We start from the raw sequence: 25,928 nt of genomic DNA, 5'->3' as shown, positions 1-25,928 counted from the left end.
AGGGCCGGCGGGTTGCCTCCTGCGTATGGTCATGGCATGGACAAGATGATCTCCCGGTCGACAGCGAGGGTGCTGCTGATCGACCACCTGGATCGGCTCCTGCTCTACCGCGGCCTCTTGCTCCAGGTCGAGAGCCCCTTCTGCGCATGGTTCACCCCGGGCGGCGCTGTCGATCCTGGAGAAACCCCGCAACAGGCGGCGGCCCGGGAACTGCGGGAAGAACTGGGCCACGCGGTCACCCCTCAGGCCCTGGGACGAGTGGTGGCGACGAGCGCGGGAACATGGTCCATGCACGGCGAGGTCTTTTCCGGACATGACTCCTATTTCGTGCTGCGCGTGCACGACGTGGAGGTGGACACCTCCGGTATGGACGAGGAAGAACGTGCGGTGACCGATCGTTTCCACTGGTGGACGCTGCCGGAGCTGACGTCGGCGACCGAACCGGTCGTGCCGGTGGGGCTCGCTCCGCTTCTGACGCGCCTCGTCGCAGGAGGCCCGCCACGGGAGCCGGTTCAACTGCCCTGGCATCTGCCGGGCGACCAGCGCCCCTGACCGGCCATTCGTCGCCGGGAGCGCTCGGCGGCAGCCGTCGGGGCGGCGCGGGCATCGTTCGCCACTACTCGGCCTCATACGTAGCCGGCTACCGATGCGCAAGCTCGCAATGCGCGCGATGATGAGAGCGCTAAAATTCCAACAACCTTTTCGATAACAGCGGTTCTCATGAGACGGCGGAATTCAGCGTGGAGCGACGCCCTGGTGTGCCCAGACTGCTCAGGGAGATCAACGACCGGGCCGCGCTGGACCTGTTGCTCGCCACAGGCCCCATGACCCGTGGCCAGATCGGCGATCTGACCGGCCTGTCCAAGGTCACGGCCTCGCAGACGCTGGCCAGGCTGGAGGAGCGGGGCCTGGTCGAGGTGGTCGGCGCCCAGGCCGGCGGGCGGGGGCCCAACGCGGCCCTCTACTCCGTGATTCCCTCCAGCGCATACGTGGCCGGCCTGGAGGTCGGTCCAGAGCTGATCTCCACCGCGGTCGCCGACATCCATGGCCACACGATCGCCGAGGTCACGGTCGACCCCGGTGGCCATGACGACCCCGTCTCGGTGGTCCACGGCGCGATCGTCAAGGCCTGCCGCAGCGCCAAGATCAGCCTGTCCAAGCTGCGCGGCGTCGTGATCGGCACCCCCGGGGTGGTCGACCCGCGCAGCGGCGACGTGCGCTTCTCGTTCGACCTGCCGGGCTGGCACGAGGGCATCCACGAGGCCCTGGCCGGCGACCTGCGGCGCGAGGTCACCATCGAGAACGACGTCAACCTCGCCGCCATCGCCGAGCGGGCCGACGGGGCGGCCAAGGGACTCGACGACTTCGTCCTGCTGTGGTCGAGCCGCGGCCTGGGCCTGGCCATCATGCTCGGCGGCAAGCTGCACCGGGGCCGCTCCGGCAGCGCGGGCGAGATCGGCTACCTGCCGGTGCCCGGCGTGCCGCTGCCCGAGGACATCCGCACCGAGCCCGGGCGGCTGCCCTCGCTGGCGGGCGGCCTGCAGTCGCTGGTCAGCGCCGAGGCGGTGGCGGAGCTGGCCCAGACGTACGGGTTCGCGGCCGACAGCGCGGGGGAGTGCGTCAAGGTCGCCATGGCGGCGGGCGCCGAGGGCGAGCCGCTGCTCGACGAGATCGCCAACCGGCTGGCCCTGGGCGTCGCCGCCGTGTGCGTGATCCTCGACCCCGGCCTGGTCGTGCTGGCCGGGGAGATCGGCCACGCCGGCGGTCCCGCGCTCACGTCCAGGGTGGAGGAGGCCGTGGCCAGGATCTGCCCGGTGCGCCCCCAGGTCGTGACCACGAAGGTGACCGAGGCCAACCCGGTGCTGCGCGGCGCCGTGCTGGCCGCCCTCGACCAGGCCCGCGAGGAACTGCTGGCGCCTTAGGCCGTGAGCAGCTCGCGAGGAGCTGCCGGCAGGCCGTGAGCAGCTCGACCAAGCCCGTGACGAGTTGCCGGCGCCTTAGGCCGTGAGCAGCTCGATCGCGGCCTGGGCGTTGGCCCTGGCGGCCCCGTACGTGGCGATGTAGGCGGCGCTGTCGGGGCGCCACACGGGCAGCCCCATCTCGATCACCGTCGCGTCCGGGCGGGCCGCCACCAGCGCGGAGACCAGTTCCTGGCTCGCCTGGTGGCGGTGCGCGTCCTTGACCACCACGACCAGGGACCGGTTCACGGCCTTGGCCAGCAGGGCGGGGACGTCGGCGGCCGCGGGCTTGACCCGGACGATCTCCGCGTCCGGCAGCCACGGGCCCACACCCCACGGCACGTCGCCCACGGCGATCGTCGGTGGGGTGTCCACCTCGATCACCAGGGGCTCGACCAGGGGCTCCGTCGCTCCGGTCAGCCGTACGGCGCGGCGCGCGGCGTGCAGGCCGACCACGTTCTGCTCGGTGGCGGCGGGCGCGGGCGCCGCGAACCAGGCCCGCAGTGCCGCCACCCGCGCCGCCGCCTCCTCCAGCCGGGAGAGCGGCAGCCGGCCCTCGCGCACGGCGGAGACGACCTCCGCGATGATGGCCTGGACGTCGTCATAGGTCGGCAGCGGCCCGAGGCACAGCAGGTCGGCCCCGGCCGCGAGCGTCAGCACCGCGCCGCCGGCCAGGCCCACGCTCCTGGTGATCGCCCGCATGTCGAGCGCGTCGGTGATGACCACGCCGTCGTAGCCGAGCTCGCCCCTCAGGAGCCCGGTGAGCGCGGCGCTGGACAGCGTGGCGGGCGTCTCGCCCGTCACCGCCGGCACCGCGACGTGCGCGGTCATCACTGACCTGGCCCCCGCGCCGACCGCCGCGCGGAACGGCGCCAGCTCCCGCTCCCGCAGCACGTCAAGGTCCACGTCCACGACCGGGATCGCCAGGTGGGAGTCCACCCGGGTCGCGCCGTGGCCGGGGAAGTGCTTGACGCAGGCGGCCACGTTCACCGACTGCAGGCCCTCCACGGCCGCCACCGTGTGCCTGGCGACCAGCTCCGCGTCGGCCCCGAACGACCTGGTGCCGATCACCGGGTTGTCGGCCTCGGTGTTGACGTCGGCGCTGGGCGCCATGTCCAGGTTGATGCCGCAGGCGGCCAGCTCCGACGCGATCGCGCGGTAGACCCGGCGGGTCAGCTCGACGTCGTCCACCGCGCCGAGTGCCGCGTTCCCCGGGTAGGGGCTGCCGACGTGGTACGCCAGCCGCGTCACGTCGCCGCCCTCCTCGTCCAGCGAGATGACGGGCTCGCCGGCGCCCCGCAGCGCGGCCGTCAGGTCACTCACCTGGCCGGGGTCGGCCACGTTGAAGCCGAAGAGCGTGACGCCGCCCAAGCCGTGCTCCAGCTCGCGCAGCACCCATTCGGGCGCCACGGTGCCCTGGAAGGCGACGAGCAGTGTGCCGGCCGCGAGACGGCGCAGCCCCCGATCACTCTGACTCATAGCTCCTCATCGGATTTCAGGCCCAAAAGATGAGCAGGGTCGAATGAGGCATTCGCCCTGCGGATGTCAGCCCTTCACGGCCCCGGCGACCAGGCCGGAGACCATGCGGCGTTGTACGAGAAGGAAGAAGACGACGACCGGGATGGTCATCATCGTGGAGCTGGCCATGATGGCGCCCCAGTCGGTGCCCTTCTGCCCGAAGAAGTACTGCAGCGCGACGGGCATCGTGTACTTCGTCGGGTCGTTGATCAGGTACAGCGCCATGATCAGCTCGTTCCACGCGGTGATGAACGAGAAGATGCTGGTCGCGACCAGACCCGGGGCCACCAGCGGGAAGAGCACCTTCCAGAAGGTGGTGAACCGGCTGGCGCCGTCGATCCAGGCCGCCTCCTCCAGTGACTTGGGCACGGCTGCGACGAACGTGCGCAGCATCCAGATCCCGAACGGCAGCGTCAGCGCGACCTGCGTGACGATCAGGCCGAGCAACTGGTCGTAGAGGCCCAGCCGCTTGACGCCGAGAAACAGCGGGATGAGCAGCGCCTCGGACGGGATCATCTGCGCCACGAGCAGCAGGCCCAGGAACGCCGTGCGCCCCTTGAACCGGAAGCGGGCCACGGCGGTCGCCGACAGCAGCGCGAAGACCGCGCCGATCAGGACCGTGCCGAGCGCGACGATGGCGCTGTTGCGCATGTAGAGCCAGATCGAGTGCCCGGCCACGCCGTCGGTGAGCACCCGCGTGACGTGCTCGAAGGTGAAGTGCGTGGGGAACGGGATGAATTCGGTGGTGAAGATCTGGTCGTTCGCCTTGAAGCCGGTGGAGACCATCCAGTAGACGGGGAAGACGGCGAGCAGGAAGACCAGCACGCCTGCCGCGTTGAGCGCGACCTTGCCCAGGCGCCTGCGGGCCATCGGGCGCATCACAGCTCCTCCTGCTTGAACATCTGGCGGATGTAGGCCGCGGTGACGATGAGCAGGATCACGGTCAGCACCACCGCGATGGCCGCGCCCGATCCCATCTTCGGCGGGGCCTTGAACGCCTCGGTCACCGCGTACATCGACAGGTTGTAGGCCTCGCGGTTGCCGGTGCCGGCCAGCACGTACAGCTGGGCGAAGACCTTGAAGTCCCAGATGATCGAGAGCACGGTCAGCACCGCGAACACCGGCTTCAGCAGCGGGAAAGTGATCTTCCTGAACGTGCGCCACGCGCCGGAGCCGTCCACCTTGGCCGCCTCGTACAGCTCGGCCGGGATGCCCTTGAGGCCGGCCAGCACCGAGACCGCGATGAACGGGAAGCCCGCCCAGACGACACAGACGATCAGCGCCATGTAGATGGACCAGGCGTCGTTGAGCCACGGCACGCCGGTCCAGTCGGCCCGGCCGAACAGGGCGTTGGAGAGCCAGTCGGGCAGCAGGTTGAGCGCCCAGTTGACGATGCCGGCCTCGGCGTCGAACAGAGAGCGCCAGATCATGCCCTGCGCCACCGGCGGGACCGCCCAGGCGAACATGATGCCGATGATGACGAACAGCGACATCTTCTTGCCGAGCCGGTGCAGCAGGACGCCGACGGCGGTGCCGAGGATCAGCGTGAGCGGCACCGCGATCACGGCGAACACAACCGTGTTGCGCAGCGAGGACCAGAAGATGTCGTTCTCGATGACCTTGGTGAAGTTCTCGAGCCCGACCCAGGTGGCCGGCTTCTTGCCCGAGATCTGGACGAGTCCGACCTTCTGGAAGGAAATGATCACCATCTGGATCAGCGGCCACAGCAGCAGCGCGCCGATGACCAGCAGCCCCGGGATCAGCAGGACGTAGGGGATCGACCAGGCGGGCAGCCCGCTGGCCCGCGGTGGCCGGTGTGAGCGGCGCCGTCCCGGGGCGGAGGCGCGGCCTCCGCCCCGGGGGGCGAGCGTTGACGTGTTCGTCATAGGTCTCAGGAGGCGTTGAGGATGTCTTCGAGTTCCTTGTTGGCCGCGGCCAGCGCGTCATCCGCGCTCGCCTTGCCCTCGATGACCTTGCGGGCCGCGTTCTGCAGCACCGCCTTGGTCTCGTTGGCCTCCGTCCACTGCGGGTCGGCGGGGAAGGCCTTGGCCTTGGCGAAGGCGGCGGCGAAGGGCGCCTGCGCCGGGTCGCTGGACAGCGCGGCGAGGGCCTCGGGGTAGACGGGGAGCAGGCCGCCGTCGGTGGCGTACTTGACGCCCCACTGCTTATTGGAGGCCAGCTTCACGAACTCCTTGGCCGCGTCCTTCTCCTTCGCCGAGCCCCACACGGCGATGTCGTTGCCGCCGAGGAAGGACTGAGCCTCGCCGCCCGCCTTGGACGGGAGCGGGAAGAAGGCCAGCTTGTCGCCCTTGAGCTTGCCCTTGCTGTCCTCCGCGATCCCTGGCAGGTCCCACGACGCGGTGAGGTACATGCCGACCTTGTTGTTGGCGAAGCGGGTGCGGATCTCGGTGGTGTTCTGGTTGAGCCGCGACTTGCTGGACAGGCCGCCGGTCACCAGGCCGGTGTACTGGGCGAAGCCCTCCTTGAAGCCGGGGTCGGTGAGCTTGCCGACCCACTTGTCGCCCTCCTTGGCGGCGTAGTCGCCGCCGGCGGTCCAGGCGAGGGCGCCGAGCAGGTGGTTGGCGTCGGAGCCGCCGTTGAAGGCGAAGCCGTCCACGTCCGAGCCCTTCTTGGCCTGGATCTTCTTGGCGGCCGCCACGAGCTCGTCCCAGGTCTTGGGAATCTCGATCTTGAGCTCCTTGAACCAGTCGGCGCGGTAGAGCACCGCCCGGCTGCCGCCGCCCCACGGCACGGCGTACGTCTCGCCGTCGATGGTCTCCAGCCCCATGAGGTTCTTGGGGATCTGGGCCTGGTCGCCGCCGGCCACGATGTCGGTGATCGGCTCCAGGGCCTCCTGGCTCTGCCACAGCGGGACCTGGTCGTTGCCGATCTCCGTCACGTCAGGCCCGGTGCCGCCCGCGGCCGCGGCCGTGAACTTGTCGTTGACCTGCGGCCAGGGGATCCACTCGACGTTCACCTTGGCGCCGGTCTCCTTCTCGAACTCGGCGACCAGCTCGTCGGTGTACTTCTGGGCGGCGGGGTTGGTGTCCCCGAGGCGCCAGAACGTCAGCGTCTTGCCTGCGTACTTGGGGCCGCTGCTGGCGGGTGCGGCGGCGCTGGGTGAGGACGAGGGGGTCTCGCTCGAGCCACAGGCGGCCAGACCCAGGGCCAGCGCGGCCGTGCTGACCGTAGCGGCTGTGATCTTCGCGATCCTCACAGGGTTCTCCCTTCCCGGGTGCCGGCCCACGGTCCGCACCAGGCTGATCGTCAAATGTCGAACAACGCTGCTAAACTAACAAGAAACTTTCTTAAAAGAAACGCCCGTTAGCCATTCGTGACGAGAGGGGTGCGGTAATGAGTCGAAGCCCGGGAGTCCCCCGGCTGCTGCGCCGGTTGAACGATCGCGCGGCACTCGAACTCCTCCTGACGGACGGCCCGCTCACCCGGGCCGAACTGGGGGAACAGACCGGGCTCTCCAAGGTAACCGCAGGTCAGCTGCTTGCTCGCCTGGAGGAGCGGGGGCTGGTCGAGGTCGCGGGGGAGCGCGCCGGGGGCAGGGGGCCGCACGCCGCCCTGTACGCCGTCGTTCCCTCCAGCGCGTACGTCGCCGGGCTCGAGGTCCTGCCCGACAGCCTCAAGGTCGCTGTGGCGGACATCACAGGCAGGGTGGTCGTCGAGATCACGCTCAACCCGTCCGACGGCCGCGACCCGGTCAAGGCGGTCCACGAGGCGGTGCAGCGCGCCTGCGACACGGCGAACGTCAGCCTGTCGCGGCTGCGCGCGTTCGTCATCGGCACCAGGGGCGTGGTCGACCCGGTCACGGGCGACGTGCGCTGGTCGTACGACCTGCCGGACTGGCACGTCGGCGTGCTGGCCAGCCTGCGCGAGACGCTCGGCGCGTCCGTCACCATCGAGAACGACGTCAACCTGGTCGCGCTCGCCGAGCACAAGTACGGCGCCGCCGTCGGCCATGACGACTTCGTGGTGATCTGGGCCGGCATGGGCCAGGGCCTCGGCGTGATGCTGGGCGGCAGGCTGCACCGGGGCATCAGCGGGGGAGCCGGCGAGATCGGCTGGCTGCCGGTCCCCGGCGAGCCGCTGCCGACGGACGTCTCGGAGCCGCAGTCGGGCTCGTACCAGCGCCTGGTGGGCCATGACGCGCTGCGCGGCCTGGCCGACCGGCACGGCGTGACCGGCAGGACGGTGCCCGACCTGGTGCGCGTCGGGGGCGAGGACTATCTGGACGAGGTGGCAGGTCGGCTGGCCGTGGGCGCGGCGGCGGTGACCGTTGTGCTCGATCCCGGGCTGATCGTGCTCAGCGGCGACGTCGGCCGGGCGGGCGGCGCGCGGCTGGCCGCCAAGGTGCAGGAGGCGGTGGCCCGCCTCTGCCCCAGCCGGCCCACCGTGGTGACGACCCAGGTCGCGGGCAACCCCGTGCTGCGCGGGGCTCTCGTGGCCGCTCTCGAGCAGGCCCGGGAGCAGGTTTTCTCCGACACTGTGTGAGAATTTCTGCTCATGTGGCAGTCCCCCAACGATGTCGTGCTCATCTCCGACCCCAGGGTGACCGCGCTTCCCGTGCGCGAGTGCGGCGAGCCGCTGGCCGACGTGCGCGGGCGGCTGCGCGTCGACCAGCGGATGGCCGACGACGAGGGCGCGTACGCGCATCTGCGCTCCGGCCTGCTCGACCGGCTGGAGCGGGCCGATCGTTCGCTGCCCGGCGGGTTCCACCTGCTGATCGTCGAGGGCTACCGGCCCATCGCCACCCAGCGGCAGATCTTCGAGGCGTACCGGGCAGAGCTCCACACCACATTCCCCGAAATTTCTCCCGACGAGTCATATATCGCGGCGAGTCGGTACGTGTCCCCGGTCGAGGTCGCCCCCCACACCGCCGGCGCCGCCGTGGACCTGACCCTGTGCGACCCCGACGGCGTCGAGTACGACATGGGCACCCAGGTCAACGACAACCCGGAGCAGAGCGACGGCGCCTGCTATACGGCCGCCCCCAATATCTCCGCCGACGCCCGCGCCCACCGCAAGCTCCTCGCCGCCGCCCTGGAGCCTGTGGGCCTGGTCAACTACCCCACCGAGTGGTGGCACTGGTCGTACGGCGATCGTTACTGGGCCATGTCCACCGGATTTCCCCACGCCCACTACGGCCCCCTCTAAACAACCGTTTGCTTGACGGGTTTTCCTCGGGGCGCGCGCCGGGCACAACCTTCAGTCGGAGGGTTTTGGACTCCCAGCGAGGTGTGGGCATGGTTCCGTTGATCGGGATCGAAGAGGAATACCTCGTAGTCGATCCCCGCACCCGCCACGTGGCTCCCCGAGCGGCCGATGTCCTGGCCGCGGCGACGGATGTGCTCGACGTGGTGCAAGAAATCACGCGTTTCCAGGTGGAGGCGCGCACGCCGCCCTCCGCCGACCTCGGCGCGCTCGGCTCGCAACTGCGTTCCGCGCGGCAGGAGGTGGCGGCCGCGGCCCGCTCATGCGGGCTGGCCGTCGTCGCGAGCGGCATCCCCGTGCTGGGGAACGTCATGCCGCCGCCGCTCACCGACGACGATCGCTATCACCAAGGGAGGACGCTCTATCGCGCACTTCATGACGAGATCAGCATCTGCGCCCTGCACGTGCACGTGGACGTGCCCGACGAGGAGCACGCCGTCTACGTCGGCAACCACCTGCGTCCCTGGCTGCCCACGCTGATCGCGCTGGCCGCCAACTCGCCGTTCTTCGTGGGCCGCGACACCGGCTACGCGTCCTGGCGGGTGATCAGCTGGGGCCGCTGGCCGGTGTCCGGCGCGCCGCCGTACTTCCCGTCGTTCGGCGACTACGAGCTGGCGGTGCGGGCGCTCACGGACTCGGGCGTGCTGCTCGACGCCAAGACGGTCTACTGGGACGCCCGGCCGTCGTCCCGGCTGCCCACGGTCGAGATCAGGGTGGCCGACGTGCCGCTCGACGTGAGCGACAGTCTCACCCTGATCGGGCTCATCCGCGCGCTGGTGGTGACCGCGCTGGCCGCGGTGGAGCGGGGTGACCGGGGGCTGCCGATCCCGGCCGAGGTGCTGCGCGCCGCCTACTGGCGCGCAGCCCGCTACGGGCTGACGGGCGACAGCATGGACGTGCGGCACGGCACCCTCGTGCCGGCGCCGGTGATGGCGGGCCGACTCCTGGAGCATGTACGCCCGGCGCTGGCGGAGGCCGGCGACCTGACGTTCGTCCAGGAGGGGCTGGACCGGTTGCTGAGCAAGGGCTCGGGAGCCATGCGCCAGCGCCGGGTGCACGCCAGGGGCCACGATCTGGCCGACGTGGTGGACGACCTCATCGAGGCCACCGTCGCATGACCACGCCGTCTAACGCAGGGCCAGCGCCACGGCCACACCCAGGCCGAACGCGACAACGACGCCGCGCAGGACCTTGGCCGACATGAGTTTGGCCAGACGCGTGCCCAGGAACCCGCCGGCCAGGCTGGCCGGCGCGATCACCGCCACGGCGTGCCACTGCACGGGACCGAACAGGGAGAACGCCACGACCGACACCGTGCTGATCACCAGCGCGAGGGTGGCCCGCACGGCGTTCACCCGGTGCAGGTTGTCGTGCAGGAACATGCCGAGCACCGTCAGGAGGAGTACCCCCATGCCGCCGTTGAAGTAGGCGCCGTAACAGCCGCCGAGGAAGACCCCGGCGTACACCAGTTTGCTGGGCGGCCCGTCGGCCTCGCCGCCGAAGAGCCTGCGCAGCCACGGCTGGGCCAGCAGCGCCAGGCTGGCGAAGGCCACCAGCCACGGCACCAGCGACTCGAACAGCCGGCCGGGCGTGAGCAGCAGCAGCGCGCTGCCCACGCCCGCGCCCAGCACGGTCGTGATCGACAACGCCGTCGCCCGGCGCCGCTGGCCGCGCAGCTCGGCCCGGTAGCCGAGCACGCCGCCCAGGTAGCCGGGCCACAGCGCCACCGCGTTGGTCACGGACGCGGTCAGACTCGGATAACCCAGCGCCAGCAGCGCGGGGAACGAGATGAGCGTGCCGCCGCCCGCCAGCGCGTTCACCACACCGGCCAGCAGACCGGCGGCCAGCATGAACAGGAGATCCGTCATCGGCCGACTGCGTAGCCCTGGGCGCCGCGCGGGTTGGCGGCGGCCTTGAGGAACCCGCCGTCACGGGCGACGGCGCTGAGCCTGCCGAGCGTCCACGGGCCCTGCACCTCGACCTCGTGCCCGCGCCGCCGCAGCTCCGCTGTCACGCCCGCGTCCACCCGGTCCTCGATGTGCAGCACGCCGGGACGGGAGCCGCGCGGGAAGAACGAGCTGGGGAAGTGCTCGGAGTGGAACATGGGGGCGTCGATGGCCTCCTGCAGGTTGAGCCCGCCGTGGACGACCGCGAGGAAGAAGTTCAGGCTCCACTGGTCCTGCTGGTCGCCGCCGGGGGTGCCGAACGCCAGCCACGGCCTGCCGTCCCGGAGCGCGAACGACGGCGTCAGCGTGGTACGCGGGCGCGTGCCGGGGCGCAGCGAGGCGGGCAGCCCCTCCTGCAGCCAGAACATCTGCGCCCTGGTGCCCAGGCAGAAGCCCAGCTCGGGGACCGTGGGGGAGCTCTGCAGCCAGCCGCCGCTGGGGGTGGCGGAGACCATGTTGCCGTACCGGTCCACGACGTCGAGGTGGCAGGTGTCACCCTTCACCGTGCCGTCGCGGGCCACGGTCGGCTCGCCGACACCCTGCGGGGAGCGGGCGCCGGAGACGCCGGGGGCGTCGCTCGCCGTGCCGGGCGCGGGGTAGTCGGGCAGCCTGGGCGCGCGGCCGCCGGGGGAGCCGGGCCGCAGTTCGAAGCTGGCCTGCGCGCCGACGAGCTTGCGCCGCTCGGCGTTGTAGGCCTCGCCGAGCAGGTCGGACACGGGGACGTCGGTGTCGCCGTACCAGGCCTCGCGGTCGGCGAAGGCGAGCTTGGCGGCCTCCGTCACCGTGTGCACGTAGTCGGCGCCGAGGAACTCCATCCCGTCCAGGTCGAAGCCCCGCAGCAGCGCGAGCTGCTGCAGGAACACCGGACCCTGCCCCCACGGCCGCGTCTTGTAGACGGTGTGGCCGTGATAGTCGAAGGCGAGCGGCTCCTCGACCGTCGCCGACCACCGGGCCAGGTCGTCGCCGGTGAGCAGCCCGCCGTGCGCCTCGCCGCTGCTGTCGAGCCAGGCCGTCTTGGCGCAGAACTCGGCGATCGCCTCGGCTACGAACCCCTCATACCAGGCGCGGCGGGCGGCGGCGAGCTGCCCCTCGCGGGTGCTCGACGCGGCCTCGGCCTCGGCGACCACCCGCCGGTAGGTGGCCGCCAGCACCGGGTTGGCCAGCTTCGACCCGGCCGCCGGGACCCGGCCACCGGGCAGCCAGGTCGCCGCCGACGTCGGCCAGTCGCCGGTGAACAGCCCTTCGACCGACTCGATCGTGGCCGCGATGCGCTCCAGCACCGGCACCCCGTGCTCGGCGTAGTGGATCGCGGGGGCCAGCACGTCGGCCAGCGACCAGGTGCCCCAGCGCTCCAGCATGAGCATCCAGCCGCCGAACGCCCCCGGCACGGTGGCCGCCAGCAGCCCCGTGCCGGGCACGATGTCCAGGCCCAGCCCGGTGTAGCGCTCGATGGTGGCCGCGGCGGGCGCGACGCCCTGCCCGCACACCACGGACACCTTCTGCTCGTCCTCGCTCCACAGCAGGATCGGCACCTCGCCGCCGGGGCCGTTCAGATGCGGCTCGGCGACCTGGAGCACGAACCCGGCGGCCACCGCCGCGTCGAAGGCGTTCCCGCCGCGTTCCAGCACGCCCATGCCGGTGGCCGAGGCCAGCCAGTGCGTGCTGGCGACCATGCCGAAGTCACCCGTCAGCTCGGGCCTGGTGGTGAACAAGATCTCTCCTTCTACAGATTGGCGGCCGCGTCGGGGACGCGGTCCGCCGTGACAAGGTGACACGCGGCCGGATGACCGTTGCCGCGGGGGTCCTGAAGCAAGGGCTCCTCGGTACGGCAGGCGTCGTACGCCAGCGGGCACCGCGTGTGGAACCGGCACCCGGACGGCGGATCGACCGGGCTGGGGACGTCCCCGCCGAGCACGATCCGGCGCCGCTCCCGCTGCCGGACCGGATCGGGCACCGGCGCCGCCGACAGCAGGGCCTGCGTGTACGGGTGCCGCGGCGCGGCGAAGATCTCGGCCGTCGGGCCGGATTCGACGATCTTGCCCAGGTACATGACGGCGATCCGGTCGGCGAGAAACTCCACCACCGACAGGTCATGCGTGATGAACAGGCACGAGAACCCCATGTCCCGCTGCAGGTCCGTGATCAGGTTGAGCACCGACGCCTGCACCGACACGTCCAGCGCCGACACCGGCTCGTCCGCCACGACCAGCCTGGGCTCCAGGACCAGCGCCCTGGCCAGCCCCACCCGCTGCCGCTGCCCGCCGGACAGCTCGTGCGGGAACCGGGAACGCATCTCCTGCCGCAGCCCCACCTTCTCCAGCATGGCGGACACGCGTCCGGAGACCTCACGCCGGTCGGCCACCTTGTGCCGCAGGAGCGGCTCGGCGACGATCTGCCCGATCGTGAAGCGCGGGTTGAGCGAGGAGTAGGGGTCCTGGAAGACCATGTGGACGTCCCTGCGCAGCGGGCGCATGGCCCGGCGCGACAGGTGCGTGATGTCGCGGCCGGCCAGCTCGATGGCCCCCGAGGTGGGCTCGGTCAGGCGCAGCACGCACTTGCCGACCGTGGACTTGCCGCTGCCCGACTCGCCGACCAGGCCGAGCACCTCGCCCTGGTCGATCTCCAGCGACAGGCCGTCCACGGCGCGTACCGGGCCGTAGTGCTTGACCAGGTTGTCGATCCGCAGGATCACTGCTTGCCTCCCGGGTGGAAACAGGCCGCCAGATGGCCGTCCGCGTGCCGCTCGAGCGGGGGTCTGGACGCGCGGCAGTCGTCCTGGGCGCGCGGGCAGCGGGCCTGGAACGCGCACTCCTCGGGATCCGACAGCGGCGAGGGCACCATGCCGGGGATCTCGGCCAGGCGGCCGTCGACCGCCGCGGACGGGAGCGCGTTCATCAGGCCCAGCGTGTACGGGTGCCGCGGGTTCGCGAACAACTCGGTCACCGGAGCCTGCTCGACGGCGCGGCCGGCGTACATGACCACGGCCCGGTCGGCGATGTCGGCCACCACCCCGAGGTCGTGCGTGATGAGGATGATCGCCGTGCCGAGCCGGTCGCGCAGGTCGCGGAAGACGTCCAGCACGCCCGCCTGGATCGTCACGTCGAGCGCCGTGGTGGGCTCGTCGGCGATCAGCACCCGGGGCGAGCAGGCCACCGCGATCGCGATCATCACGCGCTGGCGCATGCCGCCGGAGAGCTGGTGCGGATATTCCTTCATGCGGCGCTGGGGCGCCGGGATGCCGACCAGCTCCAGCAGCTCGACGGCGCGGCTCCTGGCGGCCTGGCGAGAGAGGCGCTCGTGCCTGCGCAGCACCTCGACGATCTGGTATCCGACGCTGAACGACGGGTTCAGCGAGGTCATCGGCTCCTGGAAGACGACCGACACGTCCTTGCCGCGTACGTGCCGCAGCTCAGCCTCGGGGAGCGTGGTGAGCTCGCGCCCGTCCAGCTTGACCGAGCCGGACAGCCTGGTCGTGTCGGGCGGCAGCAGCCTGGGCACCGACATCGCGGTGACCGACTTGCCGCAGCCGGACTCGCCGCACAGCGCCAGGATCTCGCCCTCGTCCAGCGTGAGCGAGATGTCCCTGACCGCCTGCACCAGGCCGTCCTCGGTGTCGAAGCCGACCCTCAGGTCGGTGATCTCCAGCAGGCTCATCGGCCGCTCCTCGGGTCCAGGACGTCCCGCAGCCCGTCGCCCAGCAGGTTGAAGCCGAGGGTGGCCAGCGCGATCATGATCCCCGGCCAGACGGCCAGCCAGGGCGCGTCGCTCAGATACTGCTGCGCGGTCGTCAGCATCACGCCCCACGAGGGTGTGGGCGGCTGCACTCCCAGCCCCAGGAACGACAGCGTCGCCTCGCCGATGATCGCCCCCGGGATCGCCACGGTGGCCTGCACGATGAGCGGGTTGAGGCAGTTGGGGAGCACGTAACGGAAGATGAGGTGCCCGTCGCCCGCGCCGTCGGCGACGGCCGCGGCCACGTAGTCCATCTCCCTGACCGCCAACACCTCGCCACGGGTGATCCTGATGACGGCGGGCAGCTGCGAGAAGCCCAGCGCGAACACCACGCCCTTCAGCGAGGGCCCGATGATCGCCGCCAGACCCACCGCGAACACCAGGAACGGAAACGCCAGCGTCACGTCCACCAGCCGCATCACGACCGGGTCGAGCCAGCGCCGGTAGAACCCGGCGACCAGGCCGATCGGGATGCCCACGACCATCGCCAGCAGCGTGGAGAGCACCCCGGCCTGCAGCGACACCTGCGCACCGTGCGCGATCCTGGCGAACGCGTCGCGGCCCAGGTCGTCGGTGCCCATCGGGTGCGCGCCCGACGGGGCCGCGAGCGTGGCCAGATAGTCCTGCGCGGCGGGGTCGCCGGTCACCAGCGGCCCGATCAGCGCCAGCAGCACGAACGCGACCACCAGCACCAGCCCGGCCATCGGCATCGGGCGCCTCTTGAAACGCCGCCACAGCCTAGTCATTCGCGCCCCCCGACAGCCTGATCCGGGGGTTGAGGAACGCGTACACGATGTCGACCAGCAGGTTGACCAGCACGTACCCGATGACCGTGACCAGCACGACGGCCTGGATGACGGGGTAGTTCCTGGTCAGCACCGCGTCCACGGTCAGCTTGCCGAACCCGGGGATCACGAAGATCTGCTCGGTCACCACCGCGCCGCTGATCAGCGCGCCGAGTTGGAGGCCGAGCACGGTGACCACGGTCGTCAGGCTGTTGCGCAGCGCGTGCGCGCCCACGACCTTGACCTCGGACAGGCCCTTCGACCTGGCGGTCCTGACGTAGTCGGCCGACAGCGCCCCGAGCATCGCCGAGCGGGTCTGCCGCATGAGGATGGCGGCGAAGCCGGTGCCGAGCACGAGGGCGGGCAGGATCATGCGCTGGAGGTTCTGGCCGGGGTCCTGGGTGAAGGGGACGTACCCGGAGGCGGGCAGGAGCCGCCAGGTGACCGCGAACAGCAGGATGCCGAGCAGGCCGAGCCAGAAGTGCGGCACCGACAGCCCGGCCAGGCCGAACCCGGTGGCCACATAGTCGGCGAGCCGGCCGCGCCGGATGGCCGCGACGATGCCCGCGCCCACGCCGACGATGATCGCGACCAGCATGGCCAGGGCCGACAGCTCCAGCGTCACCGGCAGCCGCTCGGCGATGATGTCGATCACCGGGAGCTGGTCCTGCGTGGAACGGCCGAAATTGCCGGTCAGCATCTGGCCGACGTAGTCGAGGTACTGGGCGGGCAGCGGCTTGTCCAGGCCGAACTCGTGCCGGATGGCCTCGATCACGGCAGGCGAGGCCTCCTCGCCCGCCATGACCGTGGCCGGGTCCCCGGGCAGCGCCCTGACCCCGAGGAAGATCAGGACGCTGGCCAGGAACAGCACGATCACGGCCGATCCGCAGCGCCGGAGGATGAACCAGAGCATTACGCGGTGAACCCGGCGGTGACGAAGCGCGGCAGGCCGTCCTTGAAGTACTGGACGCCGGCCACGTTCTTGCTCATGCCCAGGTAGTACTTGTTGTGGTACAGGTACAGGACGCCCCGCACCTCGGCGGCCCTCTTCAGGGCGCCCGCGTAGAGCTCGGCCCGCCTGGCCGGGTCGGACTCGGCGGCGGCCTGCTTGATCGGGTCGTCGATGCCCGGGTCGGACATGCCGCTGTAGTTGTTGCTGCCGCGGCTGGTGATGAGGTTCGTGAGGTTGCCGTCCGGGTCGACGCGGCCCGACCAGCCGTTCAGCAGGACGTCGAACTTGCCGGACTTGCCCTGCTCAAGGGTGCTGACGAACTCGGCGGTCTGCACGCTCACGTTGAAGCCCGCCTCCTTGGTCATCTGCTGGATGACCTGCGCCAGGCGTACGTTGGTGGCGTCGTTCGGGCTGGTCAGCGTGACCGGGACCGGTGTCTGCGCGCCGGAGGCCTGCACCAGCTGCTTGGCCTTGGCCAGGTCGCGCTTCGGGCACTGCAGGTCCTTGGCGCGGTAGGGGCTGTCCAGCGGCACGGGGAAGCAGTCCACCTCGTGCAGGCCGTTGTAGACGGTCTTGTTGATCACGTCGCGGTCGAGGGCCAGCTCGAACGCCTCCCGCAGCTGCGGGCTCTTGGCCAGCGCCGTGTTCACCGCGCCGGGCTTCTCGGTGGAGCCGCCGGCGTTGCCGGTGTTGATCGTGATGCCGTAGTAGCCGAGGCCGCCGCCGGAGACGACCTTGAGGTTGGGGTCGCTCTGGACGCCCTTGACCGTGGTGGTGGCGAGGTTGTCGCCCACCTGGACGTCGCCGGACTTCAGGTTCGCGGCCCGTACGTTCGGGTCCACGATGATTTTGTATACGAGCTTGTCGAGCTTGACCTTGGCCGCGTCGTAGTAGTCGGGCGCCTTCTCCAGCACGATCTGGCTGCCGGACGTGCGGCTCGCGAACTTGAACGGCCCGACGCAGACCGGGCTCGCGCCGAAGTTGTCACCGCCCGCGTCCAGGGCCTTGGGCGACATGATCATGCCGGCGCGGTCGGCGAGCTGTGCGGTCAGCGGCGTGAACGCCTGCGTCAGCGTGAGCTTGACCGTCGTGGGGTCGGCCACGGTGACCTTGGACACCGCCGCCAGGTCGGCCTGGCGCGCGGACTTCTCCCAGGTGCGGTGCCGGTCCAGCGACTTCTTGACCGCCTCGGCGTCGAACGCCGTGCCGTCGTTGAACTTCACGCCTTCGCGCAGCTTGATCGTCACTTCCTTGCCGTCGTCGGAGACCTCGGGCAAAGCGGTGGCCAGCTGCGGGACCAGGTTCGACTGCGCGTCGAGGTCGAAGAGCTTCTCGCACATGTTCGCGAACACCTCGCGCCCCACCAGCGTGGTCGAGATGCTCGGGTCGAGCGCGTCGGGGTCGGCGCTGAGCGCCACGTTGAGCGTGCCGCCCGCCTTGACCGGCCGGTTGTCGGCCGAGGCGTCGGCTATGGAGGGAGGGGCCGCGGGGGTGCCGCTCGATCCGCCTCCGCCGCACGCTGCCAGGGCAAGGGGGAGAACGGCGAGCGCCGCGACGAGCCTGGGGGACGGTCTCATGGGGCCTCCGTTGAAAGGTTTAGGAGACTGTATACAAGACCTCACATTTCACTGGTGTTTCCTGACTCTGTGTTGTTATCTGAGTGTTTTCTAATCGTTCGGGGGATTTGTCCTACGGATCGCGGCCAGGAACGACCGCCTGGCCGCGGCCACGTGCGCGATGGCCCTCGCCTGCGCCTCGTCCTCGTCACCTGCGGCGATGGCCTCGCACAGGCTCAGGTGCTCGCTCCAGGAGTGCGGCCCGCGGGCGGCCGCGGTCTGGCTGAAGACCCACTGCGCCCGCAGGAGCATGGGCTTCATCATCAGGCTGAGGTACGAGTTGCCCGCCGCCTCGCCGACGGCCAGGTGGAAGGCCGTGTTGAGATCGGCCACCTCCTCCAGGCGCCCGTTCTCCACGGCCTCCTTGGCCTGCTCCAGCACCCGGCGCAGCCGCTCGGCGGACTCGGGGGTGCGCTTGCGCGCGGCCAGCCGCGCCGCCAGACCCTCGACCGCCATGCGCACGTCGAACAGCTCCTCGCCCTCGGCCGCCGACAGCCGCGCGACGGTGGCGCCGAGCCGGGGCACGACCTCGACGAAACCCTCGGCGTCCAGCACCCGGATGGACTCGCGCACGGGGTTGCGCGAGACGCCGAGCAGCGCGGCCAGCCGGTCCTCGACCAGCCGCTCACCCTGGGCGAGCTCGCCGGAGAGTATGCGTCGCCGCAGCTCCTTGGTGACCTCGTCGCGCAAGGTCCGATGGGCCGCGCCCAGCGTCAAATCAGTCATGAGGCGACAATCGTATACAGCACCCCAACTCCCCCAATCCAGACGCCACCCCCTCCGCCCCCAGCTCACTCCACCTCCCGCTTCCGGCCTCCCGCTTCCGGCCTCCCGCTTCCGGTCTCCCGCTTCCGGTCTCCCGCTTTTGGCCCCGGCCGCCGCGCCTCGGTCCTCGCTTCGCTGGCAGCCGCGGCCCCAGCGCGCGGGTCGCCGCCTCTCCGCTCCCCATCAGGCGAGCCGCGCCGCCGCCACCACAACAGCCGCCCCGCCGCCCGCCGCCCCGCCACCCCCCGGCCGCCTCCGGCCTCGCGCCACCGATCCGCGCGCTTGCGGCCCCCGACCCCGCGCCTCCGGCTTCCGTACTTCCGGTACCTCGGCCGGTGCCGCGCAGAGCAGCATGAGGCGCGGTCGTGCCGCAGGGACTCAGGCGCGCAGGCGCAACCCTCGGGGTGTGGGGTGGAAACCGGCCGCCTCCAGGGCCGCCGCCAGCGGCGACTCGACGATGGCCGTGCCGTCGGCCCGCTCCACGGTCAACTTCCCGAGCGCCCCGTCCCGCACGGCGAGCGCGAGGGCGTCGACGGCGGGCTGCAGCCGGTCGTCGTCGGCGAACGACAGCAGCGTCTTGCCGCCCCGTTCGACGTAGAGCACCAGGTGCCCGTCCACGAGCACGACCAGCGAACCGGCCTTCCGGCCGGGCTTGTGCCCGAGTTCGCCGGGGTGCTGCGGCCAGGGGAGCGCGGCGCCGTACGGGCTGGCCGGGTCGGCGGAGGCCAGCACCACGGCCCGCCGGCCGCCACCGGTCCCCGCGTCGGGACCCGGACCGCCGGTAGGGGCGAGGCCGGGCGCCATGGCGCGCATCCGGTCGACCGCTCCCGGCAGGGCGAACTGCGCGCCCCCGAGGCTCTCGACGAAGTAGCCCCGGCGGCAGCGCCCGCTCTCCTCATATGCCCGCAAGACCTGATATATGGGCGTAAATCCCCCGGGGAGTCGTTCCGAGGTCACCGCGCCCCGGGTCACCACGCCGTGCCGTTCCAGCAGTACGTCGGCCTGCGCGTGCGCCCGCTGGGTGGCGTCGGCGGCGGGCGCGGGCAGCAGCCACCACCGGCCGCCCACCGTGGGCGGTCCGCTCCTGCTCGGCAGCACGGCCCGGCGCCGCCGCGTGGTGGCGGGCCGGTGCGCGGGACGGCCGGTGCCGAGCGTGGCCCGCAGCGGCGCCAGCGTGTCGCCGGAGATCCGCCCCGCCCACACCAGATCCCACAGCGCCGCCGCCAGGGTGGCGTCGTCCAGGGACCCGAGCTGGTCGGAGATGCCGCGGAAGAACAGCGCGCCGCCCCCGCCCAGCAGCTCCAGCACGCGCTCGTGCAGAGGGGTCATCGTGATCTCGGCGGGCTCGGGCATCAGCAGCGGCGCGGTGTCGGCGTAGTAGAGCGACACCCACCCGTCGCCGCCGGGCAGCGAGCCCTGCCCCGCCCACATCACCTCGCCCGACGAGGTCAGCTCGTCGAGCAGCGCCGGATGGTAGCCGGGCACCCGCGCGGGCAGCACCAGCGTCTCCAGCGCGGAGGCGGGCACGGCGGCCCCCTGGAGTTGTTCGATCGAGCGGACCAGCGCGTCCATGGCCCGGGCCGCCTCGCTCGCGCCCCGGCCGCCGGCGGGCCCCGCGGCGCCCGAGCCGGTGATGCCGTGCCAGGCGGGCAGGAAGCGGGCCAGGGTCTCCGGCGCGACCGGCTCGACCTCCTTGCGCAGCCGGGCCAGCGACCTGCGGCGCAGCATCCGCAGCACGCCGGCGTCGCACCACTCCTCGCCCCGCCCGCCGGGCCGGAACTCCCCGTTCACGACCCGCCCGGACGCGGCCAGCCGGCGCAACGCGTCCGTCACCACGGCCACGCCCAGCCCGAACCGGGCCGCGGCCGAGCCCGCGTGGAAGGGCCCGCGGGCGCGGGCGTGCCGCGCCACCAGGTCGGCCAGCGGATCGGCCACCGGCTCCAGGAACACGTGGGGCACCCCGACCGGCAGCGGCACGCCCAGCGCGTCACGCATGCGGGCCGCGTCCTCGATGGCCGCCCACTGCTCCTCGCCGGCGAGGCGTACCCGGATGGCCCGGCGCGAACGTTCGAGCTCCTGCAGCCAGGCCGGGTCGCCGCCGCGCACGCTCACGTCGGGCGCGAGCAGCGGCCCGTGGGAGCGCAGCAGGTCGGCGAGGTCCTCCAGGTCGCGCAGCGGCCGGTCGAGCCTGGCCAGCTCGCGCTCGGTGTCGGAGATCACGTCGGGGTCGAGCAGCTCGCGCAGGTCGGCCTGGCCCAGCAGCTCGGCCAGCAGCGTGGTGTCCAGCGCCAGCGCCTGGGCGCGCCGCTCGGCCAGGGGCGCGTCGCCCTCGTACATGAACGCGCCCACGTAATGGAACAGCAGCGACGCCGCGAACGGCGAGGCCTGCGAGGTCTCCACCTCCACCAGCCGCACCCGGCGTGCGACGATGTCACGCATGAGCTGGACGAGCCCCGGCACGTCGAAGACGTCCTGCAGGCATTCGCGCATGGTCTCCAGAACGATCGGGAACGAGGCGTACTGCGAGGCCACGCCCAGCAGGTGGGCGGCGCGCTGCCGCTGCTGCCACAGGGGGCTGCGCTTGCCCGGCGTGCGGCGCGGCAGCAGCAGCGCCCGCCCCGCGCACTCCCTGAACCGGGAGGCGAACATGGCCGACCCGCCCAGCTCCTCCGTGACGATCTGCTCGATCTCCTCGGCGTCGAACGCGGCCACGTCGGTCGGCGGCTCGGCCAGCGTGTCGGGAATGCGCAGCACGATGCCGTCGTCGGAGTGGACCGCCTGCACGTCGATGCCGTAGCGCTCGCGCAGGCGCCGGTTGATCGCCAGCGCCCACGGGGCGTGCACCCGCGCGCCGTAGGGGGAGTGGATGACCACGCGCCAGTCGCCGAGCTCGTCGTGGAAACGCTCGACGAGGAGGGTGCGGTCGTCGGGGACGTAGCCGGTGGCCTCGCGCTGCTCGTGGAGGTAGGCCAGCAGGTTTCCCGAGGCGAACTCGTCGAGCCCCGCCTCCCGCATGCGCTCGGTCGAGCCGTTCTTGGCCTGCTCGCGCAGGAACTGCCCGATCGCCCTGCCCAGCTCGGCCGGGCGTCCAGGGGCGTCGCCGTGCCAGAACGGCAGCTTGCCCGGCTGGCCCGGCGCGGGCGAGACGAGCACCCGGTCGGCCGTGATGTCCTCGATCCGCCAGGACGAGGCGCCCAGTACGAACACGTCGCCCACGCGCGACTCGTAGACCATCTCCTCGTCCAGCTCGCCCACCCGGGAGGCCTTCTCGCCCACCAGGAAGACGCCGAACAGGCCGCGGTCGGGGATCGTGCCGCCGTTGGTGACCGCCAGCCGCTGCGCGCCCGGACGGCCCTGCAGGGTGCCGGTGACCCGGTCCCACACGATGCGCGGACGCAGCTCGGCGAACTCCTCGCTCGGATAGCGCCCGGCCAGCATGTCGAGCGTGGCCTCCAAGGCGGTCCTGGGCAGCGTGGCGTAGGGGGCGGCCCGCTTGACCACGGACTCCAGCTCGTCGACCGTCCACTCGTCGAGCGCGGTCATCGCCACGATCTGCTGCGCCAGCACGTCGAGCGGGTTACGCGGATAGCGCAGCTCCTCGATCTGGCCGCTCTTCATCCGCTCGGCCACCACGGCCGTCTGCACCAGGTCGCCCCGGTACTTCGGGAAGATCACACCCTTGGACACCGCGCCGACCTGGTGGCCGGCCCGGCCGATGCGCTGCAGCCCGCTGGCCACGCTCGGCGGCGCCTCCACGCACGCGACCAGGTCGACCGCGCCCATGTCGATGCCCAGCTCCAGGCTGGAGGTGGCGACCACGGCGGGCAGTCGGCCCGACTTGAGTGCCTCCTCGATCTGCGCGCGCTCCTCCTTGGAGACCGAGCCGTGGTGCGCGCGTACGATCTCGGTCACCACACCCTTGCTCGCCCCGGCCTGCGCCATCATGTCGGCGGGCATCCGCTGGGGCGTCGGCGGCGATGGGGGCGTCTCCCAGATGGAGAGGTCGATGGCCTCGACCCCGCCGCCCTCCCGCTCGTAGGCGAGCTCGTTGAGGCGGGTGCACAGCCGCTCGGCCAGCCGCCGCGAGTTGGCGAAGACGATCGTCGAGCTGTGCGCCCCGATCAGGTCGAACAGCCGGTCCTCCACATGGGGCCAGATCGACCGGTTGCCCGGCTCAGGGACGAACTCTTCCCCGCCCTCCGGCTGCGGGCGGCCCTCCATCTCCGTCATGTCCTCGACCGGGACGACGACCTCGACCTCGATCCGCTTCTCCGACGGCGGCTGCACGACCGTGGCCGGTCGCGTGCCGCCCAGGAACGCCGCCACCTCGCTCACCGGCCGCACCGTCGCCGACAGCCCGATCCGCTGCGCCGGCCTGTCGAGCAGCGCGTCGAGCCGCTCCAGGCTGAGGGCCAGATGAGCGCCGCGCTTGGTGGCCGCGACCGCGTGGACCTCGTCCACGATCACCGTCTCCACGCCCCGCAACGCCTCGCGCGCCTGGCTGGTGAGCAGCAGGAACAGCGACTCCGGCGTCGTGATCAGGATGTCGGACGGCTTGGCGGCGTAGCGCCTGCGGTCCTCCGACGGGGTGTCGCCCGAGCGGATCGCCACCGAGATCTCCGGCACCGGCAGCCCGAGCCGGCGCGCCGTCTGCTTGAGCCCGGCCAGCGGCGCGCGCAGGTTGCGCTCGACGTCCACGGCCAGGGCCTTCAGCGGCGACACGTAGAGCACCCGCGTGCCCTTCGGGCTGCCTGCGCGCACGTCGGCGGCTGCCTCGGTCGCAGCGGGCGCGTGCGGGGCGGGCTCGTGCGGGGCGGCCCCGGTCTTGGGTGTGGCGGGCGCGTGCGGGGCGGGCTCGGTGTTGGGTGTGGCGGGCGCGTGCGGGGCGGGCTCGGTGTTGGGTGTGGCGGGCGCGTGCGGGGCGGCCCCGGCCTCGGGTGCGGCGGCGGGCCCGGTCTTCTCGAACGCCAGCCTGTCGAGCGACCACAGGAAAGCCGCCAGCGTCTTGCCCGACCCGGTGGGCGCGACGACCAGGGTGTTGTCGCCGCGCGAGATCGACTCCCACGCCCCCTCCTGGGCGGCCGTGGGAGCTTGGAAGGCTCCGGTGAACCATTGCCTGGTCACCTGGCTGAACTGGTCTAGCGAGCTCACCAGCACATATTGCCTCGCGCCACCGACAGAAAACGCATTTGGCTCCCCGGCGGGCGGTTGAGCGGGGGCCCTGGCGGACATACAGCGACCGTGACCATTGACTATGCGGCCATCGAAACCCGCCGAGCGGAGATGAGGCGGCGCTACGTCTTAGCGCACCGGCCATCGAGCAGCGCCCGGGGCCTGCACCACATGGCCCTGCTCTCGTCGGACGTGGAACGCACCATCAAGTTCTACCAGGAACTCCTGGAGTTCCCGCTCACGGAGATCATCGAGAACCGCGACTACAAGGGCTCCAACCACTTCTTCTTCGACATCGGCAACGGCAACCTGCTCGCGTTCTTCGACTTCCCCGGCCTCGACCTCGGGCCGTACCAGGAGGTGCTGGGAGGGCTGCACCACGTCGCGATCTCCGTCGACCCCGCCACGTGGGAGCGGCTGCGCGGAAAGCTGGAGATGGCCGGCGTGCCGCACCAGATAGAGAGCGGCGCCTCCATTTACTTCAAGGACCCCGATGGCGCCCGGCTGGAGCTGCTCGCCGACCATCTCGGTGAGATGTACGGCTCGCGTGTGCTGTGACCGCGGATCCGCCCTAGCGCCGCGACGCCCTGCGCGTACGCGGCTTGCCCGCACGGGGCTGCTGCCTGATGCCCGTGTGCCTTTCTGATCGCTCAGACCTCTCCTTCTGTACGGCGAGGCGCAGCGTGTGCAGTAATCGGCGGCGTCTGGCCCTGTGGGCCTTGGTCTCGGCTGTCTTCGGTGGCGAAGACTTGTGGGTCTTTGGCATGCGGATGTCCTACCCACACCCCGGGCGATTCCATACTTGAACCCATGCGCCTGACGGAGTTCTGGAGACGGATGAACGCTCACTTCGGCGACACCTACGCCGAGTCGTGGGCCCGCGACTACGTGCTCGCGCCGCTGGGCGGGCGCACCGTCATGCAGGCGCTGGCCGACGGGGAGAGCGCCAAGACCGTCTGGCGCGCGGTCTGCCAGGTGGAGGACGTCTCACCCAAGCTCCGCTAGCCGCGGCGGCTTCAGGGCTGCGACAGGTCCAGGGCCTGCCGCAACGCGGCGGCCGTGAGCTCCAGCTCCTCCACACTGCCCTGCCCTCCGGGCGACCACAGGAACGTCCATCCACGGTGTGACGGGGTGGCGAAAATGATCGTCTGACGGCCCGTACGCGGGTGCCAGACCCACAGCACCGGATCGTCGTTGCCTACCATGCGACTGACCAGGCCATGATGGGGGAGCACCTCGGCGAGTGCCTCCAGATGGGTGCGCCGTTCCCTGGTGTAGCCGCTCGACACTCGCCGCCTCCAACCTTCGGCCCCTGAAGTGAGTCTCCCCAGCTCACCGCCCAGGGAACACATTGGAGGCCAACATCGGCGGGGCCTGTTCGCGAGGCTGCGCACGCGTCCGAGATCGAACGTGAGCGCATACGGCTTGAAGAACTCGTGCGTGGACAGGCCCCCGACACGGAAGCCGAAACCGTGCTCGAACCACGCGGGGAACGCGCCGGACAACCCGGGCACCCGGCGGCGGTGCCGAGCATCTTTTCGTCATGGTCACCGGCTTGGGGGCGTCGCCCGGAGGGATCGGGATCCCGGCGGCCTCGAAGGTGGCGGGGGGTGCAGCAGATACCGGCGTCGACGAGGAACACCGTCCGGCCCAGGCCGTTCACGGTGCCGTGGGACAGCAGGAAGTGGTCGCCCACGCACCACATCGGCGCGCTGAGCCCGGCCGTTCCTGCGCACCTCTCGTCCGGGGTGATCGATCGTGGACAGGAAGCCCGCTCCATGGGTGACCCTCCCGCCGGGCGCCATGCGCCGGATCGTGTCCGGACCGGTGTGGACGCTTCCGAGGTGGGGGTCGCCCATGGCGAGGCGGTCCACGCGTCCCTGGTACGCCTTGTGGCCTCCGTTGACGGTCCTGCCGGTCGTGCAGCCCTACATGGGAAGGCGCATGCGGTCGGCGTACTCCTTGGTCAAGGGCGAACAGCGCGGACCTGCCGGGGCGAACAGTGCGCCTGTGCCGAGGAGAACAGCGCGGACGTGTCGAGGCGAACAGCGCGGGCGGGGCGCCGTTCACCGACGCCTCGACCAGGACGGCATCCGAGCTCCTCGCCCCTCCTCCGGCGGGTGATTGACGGCGACCTGCGTGTTCCTGCTGTGATCGAACAGCCGTTCGGCTACGATGGATTTCGCCCGAGCCACGCCTTCCCCGGCAGCCGCATGAAAAATGTCGGTGGCAGGCCGTAGCTTTCACTCGACTGATCGGAC

The 25,928-nt window shown here is 71.3% G+C and carries 21 protein-coding genes; 7 read left to right on the top strand and 14 right to left on the bottom strand.

Annotated features, from left to right (window positions below):
• Window positions 1-36: 36 nt before the first annotated feature.
• Complete coding sequence (locus tag ACFKCF_RS01080) at window positions 37-552, top strand: NUDIX domain-containing protein (protein ID WP_394489620.1); 516 nt, start codon at window positions 37-39, stop codon at window positions 550-552.
• A gap of 188 nt (window positions 553-740) precedes the next feature.
• Window positions 741-1,922, top strand: coding sequence for an ROK family protein (locus ACFKCF_RS01075; protein WP_394489618.1), 1,182 nt, complete (start codon window positions 741-743; stop codon window positions 1,920-1,922).
• 75 nt (window positions 1,923-1,997) lie between these two features.
• On the opposite strand, the gene ACFKCF_RS01070 is transcribed toward ACFKCF_RS01075, so the two are convergent.
• The 4 genes from ACFKCF_RS01070 to ACFKCF_RS01055 form a co-directional block, all read right to left on the bottom strand.
• Window positions 1,998-3,437 carry a glycoside hydrolase family 3 protein gene (locus tag ACFKCF_RS01070; RefSeq protein WP_394489617.1) on the bottom strand — a complete coding sequence of 480 codons (1,440 nt, stop codon included), beginning with the start codon at window positions 3,435-3,437 and terminating at the stop codon, window positions 1,998-2,000.
• 66 nt (window positions 3,438-3,503) lie between these two features.
• Entirely contained in the window at window positions 3,504-4,355 is an 852-nt protein-coding gene (locus tag ACFKCF_RS01065) for a carbohydrate ABC transporter permease (RefSeq protein WP_394489615.1), read from the bottom strand.
• Entirely contained in the window at window positions 4,355-5,362 is a 1,008-nt protein-coding gene (locus ACFKCF_RS01060; protein ID WP_394489613.1) for a carbohydrate ABC transporter permease, read from the bottom strand. The genes ACFKCF_RS01065 and ACFKCF_RS01060 overlap by 1 nt, the downstream gene beginning before the upstream one ends.
• Window positions 5,363-5,367: 5 nt before the next feature.
• Entirely contained in the window at window positions 5,368-6,693 is a 1,326-nt protein-coding gene (locus tag ACFKCF_RS01055) for an extracellular solute-binding protein (RefSeq protein ID WP_394489611.1), read from the bottom strand.
• Window positions 6,694-6,830: 137 nt separating this feature from the next.
• Between ACFKCF_RS01055 and ACFKCF_RS01050 the strand changes: the two genes are divergently transcribed.
• The 3 genes from ACFKCF_RS01050 to ACFKCF_RS01040 all read left to right on the top strand — a co-directional run bounded on the left by ACFKCF_RS01050 (window position 6,831) and on the right by ACFKCF_RS01040 (window position 9,817).
• Complete coding sequence (locus ACFKCF_RS01050) at window positions 6,831-7,979, top strand: ROK family protein (RefSeq protein ID WP_394489609.1); 1,149 nt, start codon at window positions 6,831-6,833, stop codon at window positions 7,977-7,979.
• A gap of 12 nt (window positions 7,980-7,991) precedes the next feature.
• Complete coding sequence (locus ACFKCF_RS01045) at window positions 7,992-8,642, top strand: M15 family metallopeptidase (RefSeq protein WP_394489607.1); 651 nt, start codon at window positions 7,992-7,994, stop codon at window positions 8,640-8,642.
• A gap of 89 nt (window positions 8,643-8,731) precedes the next feature.
• Window positions 8,732-9,817 carry a glutamate--cysteine ligase gene (locus tag ACFKCF_RS01040; protein ID WP_394489605.1) on the top strand — a complete coding sequence of 362 codons (1,086 nt, stop codon included), beginning with the start codon at window positions 8,732-8,734 and terminating at the stop codon, window positions 9,815-9,817.
• 9 nt (window positions 9,818-9,826) lie between these two features.
• Here the strand turns inward: ACFKCF_RS01040 and ACFKCF_RS01035 are convergent, their stop codons facing one another.
• The 9 genes from ACFKCF_RS01035 to ACFKCF_RS00995 all read right to left on the bottom strand — a co-directional run bounded on the left by ACFKCF_RS01035 (window position 9,827) and on the right by ACFKCF_RS00995 (window position 23,646).
• The gene (locus tag ACFKCF_RS01035) at window positions 9,827-10,567 is read right to left on the bottom strand and encodes a sulfite exporter TauE/SafE family protein (protein ID WP_394489603.1); all 741 of its coding nucleotides are present in this window, start codon (window positions 10,565-10,567) and stop codon (window positions 9,827-9,829) included.
• Window positions 10,564-12,357: a gamma-glutamyltransferase family protein gene (locus ACFKCF_RS01030; RefSeq protein WP_394489601.1), complete on the bottom strand. Its 1,794-nt coding sequence runs from the start codon at window positions 12,355-12,357 to the stop codon at window positions 10,564-10,566. Before ACFKCF_RS01030 ends, ACFKCF_RS01035 begins: the two co-directional genes overlap by 4 nt.
• A gap of 11 nt (window positions 12,358-12,368) precedes the next feature.
• Window positions 12,369-13,337, bottom strand: coding sequence for an ABC transporter ATP-binding protein (locus ACFKCF_RS01025; RefSeq protein WP_394489599.1), 969 nt, complete (start codon window positions 13,335-13,337; stop codon window positions 12,369-12,371).
• A complete protein-coding gene (locus tag ACFKCF_RS01020) occupies window positions 13,334-14,299 on the bottom strand; it encodes an ABC transporter ATP-binding protein (protein WP_394489597.1) in 966 nt (321 codons plus the stop codon). Before ACFKCF_RS01020 ends, ACFKCF_RS01025 begins: the two co-directional genes overlap by 4 nt.
• Entirely contained in the window at window positions 14,296-15,123 is an 828-nt protein-coding gene (locus tag ACFKCF_RS01015) for an ABC transporter permease (protein ID WP_394489595.1), read from the bottom strand. The genes ACFKCF_RS01020 and ACFKCF_RS01015 overlap by 4 nt, the downstream gene beginning before the upstream one ends.
• Window positions 15,116-16,075: an ABC transporter permease gene (locus tag ACFKCF_RS01010; RefSeq protein WP_394489593.1), complete on the bottom strand. Its 960-nt coding sequence runs from the start codon at window positions 16,073-16,075 to the stop codon at window positions 15,116-15,118. The genes ACFKCF_RS01015 and ACFKCF_RS01010 overlap by 8 nt, the downstream gene beginning before the upstream one ends.
• On the bottom strand, window positions 16,075-17,691 hold the full coding sequence (locus ACFKCF_RS01005; RefSeq protein ID WP_394489591.1) for an ABC transporter substrate-binding protein: 1,617 nt from the start codon (window positions 17,689-17,691) through the stop codon (window positions 16,075-16,077). The genes ACFKCF_RS01010 and ACFKCF_RS01005 overlap by 1 nt, the downstream gene beginning before the upstream one ends.
• A 90-nt stretch (window positions 17,692-17,781) precedes the next feature.
• The gene (locus ACFKCF_RS01000) at window positions 17,782-18,456 is read right to left on the bottom strand and encodes a GntR family transcriptional regulator (RefSeq protein ID WP_394489589.1); all 675 of its coding nucleotides are present in this window, start codon (window positions 18,454-18,456) and stop codon (window positions 17,782-17,784) included.
• 417 nt (window positions 18,457-18,873) lie between these two features.
• Complete coding sequence (locus ACFKCF_RS00995; protein ID WP_394489587.1) at window positions 18,874-23,646, bottom strand: ATP-dependent helicase; 4,773 nt, start codon at window positions 23,644-23,646, stop codon at window positions 18,874-18,876.
• Between the two features lie 90 nt (window positions 23,647-23,736).
• Here ACFKCF_RS00995 and ACFKCF_RS00990 point away from each other — a divergent pair, with 90 nt between their 5' ends.
• Window positions 23,737-24,225 (top strand): VOC family protein, encoded by a 489-nt coding sequence (locus ACFKCF_RS00990; protein WP_394489585.1) that lies wholly within the window; start codon window positions 23,737-23,739, stop codon window positions 24,223-24,225.
• Window positions 24,226-24,477: 252 nt separating this feature from the next.
• Window positions 24,478-24,672 (top strand): DUF3046 domain-containing protein, encoded by a 195-nt coding sequence (locus tag ACFKCF_RS00985; protein ID WP_185071854.1) that lies wholly within the window; start codon window positions 24,478-24,480, stop codon window positions 24,670-24,672.
• Window positions 24,673-24,683: 11 nt separating this feature from the next.
• Here ACFKCF_RS00985 and ACFKCF_RS00980 read toward each other — a convergent pair whose 3' ends face one another.
• The gene (locus ACFKCF_RS00980; RefSeq protein ID WP_394489583.1) at window positions 24,684-24,956 is read right to left on the bottom strand and encodes a hypothetical protein; all 273 of its coding nucleotides are present in this window, start codon (window positions 24,954-24,956) and stop codon (window positions 24,684-24,686) included.
• Between the last annotated feature and the right edge of the window lie 972 nt (window positions 24,957-25,928).

This window comes from Nonomuraea sp. JJY05 (assembly GCF_043496855.1).
GTDB lineage: Bacteria > Actinomycetota > Actinomycetes > Streptosporangiales > Streptosporangiaceae > Nonomuraea.
This window is presented reverse-complemented; position numbering and strand designations above follow the sequence as displayed.